General features: G+C 74.4%; 2 protein-coding genes. Both read right to left on the bottom strand.

Features of this window, described 5'->3' with window-relative positions; all coding sequences use genetic code 11:
- Positions 1-405 (bottom strand): hypothetical protein (locus AB0I76_RS30300; protein ID WP_357042677.1); only part of this gene is annotated, 405 nt, incomplete at its 3' end.
- Between the two features lie 80 nt (positions 406-485).
- Positions 486-1,209, bottom strand: a 724-nt coding sequence (locus tag AB0I76_RS30305; RefSeq protein WP_357042680.1) for a S1 family peptidase, incomplete at its 5' end; no start/stop codon positions are given.

Below are 1,209 nucleotides of genomic sequence, written 5' to 3' on the forward strand. Positions count from 1 at the left end.
CACGCCGTCCGCGTCCACGACCCGCCAGCCGCCGAGCACCACCACCGGTACGCCGCCGCGCCGCATCGCCAGCGCCACCTCGCTCAGCGTCCCCCAGGAGCCGCCGACGGCGATCACCGCGTCGGCGCTCCACACCAGGACCGCGTTGCGCGCCTGCCCGAGGTTGGTGGTGACCGTGACCGTCACGTCGGCGGCGGGGCCGGGGGCGGTGCCGTCGTCGGGGCGTACGCCGACGACGAGGCCGGCGCGGGAGCGGGCGCCGGCGGCGACCGCGGCCATCACCCCGCCCCCGCCTCCGCACAGGACCGTGGCGCCGCGCTCGGCGAGCAGCTCCCCGACCCGGCGGGCGTGGGCGATCTCGGTGTCCGTCGCGGTCGCCGGCCCGCATACCGCCACCTGCGTCACGCGGTCCATGATGCCGGAGCGGTGTTAACAGGGGCCCCCTGCTCTACGCGAGGCGTCAACAGGGGGCCCTAGCTTGCTGCTCAGAAGACGGCGACGCCGTACCGGCTGAGGGCCTCCGTCACCGGCTGGAAGAAGGTGGTGCCGCCGGTGCGGCAGTTGCCGCTGCCGCCGGAGGTGAGGCCGAGCGCGACGCTGCCGGCATAGAGCGGGCCACCGCTGTCGCCGCCCTCGGCGCAGACGTTGGTGGCGATCATGCCGCGGACGGTGCCCTCGGCGTACCGGACGGTGGCGTTGAGGCCGGTGACCGTGCCGCTGTGGGTGCCGGTGGTGCTGCCCCGGCGGGTCACCGACTGGCCGACGAAGGCGTTGCCGGCGCTGGTGATGTCCTGCGAACCGACCGAGCCGTCGATGGCGACGGAGGTGTTGGTGTAGCGGACGATGCCGTAGTCGTTGCCCGGGAAGCTGCTGCCGGTCCGGTCGCCGAGCTTGGTGCTCAGCGCCGAGTTGGCGTACCAGGCGCTGGCCAGGTCGGTGCAGTGCCCGGCGGTGAGGAAGTAGTAGGTGCTGCCGCTGCGGACGTTGAAGCCGAGTGAGCACCGGTACCCGCCGCCGTAGATCGCGTCACCGCCGGAGATCCGCATGCTCAGCGTGCCGGCGAGCGGGACGACGCGTGCCATGCCGCCGGAGGCGTCGACGGCGGCCCGGATCCGGGCCCGCGCGGCGGCGGACACCGTGCTGTCCACACCCACGACGACCTGGTTGGCGACCGGGTCGACGTAGAGCGCGGTGCCGGTGACACCGAGG

Source organism: Micromonospora sp. NPDC049799 (assembly GCF_040656655.1).
Taxonomy (GTDB): domain Bacteria; phylum Actinomycetota; class Actinomycetes; order Mycobacteriales; family Micromonosporaceae; genus Micromonospora.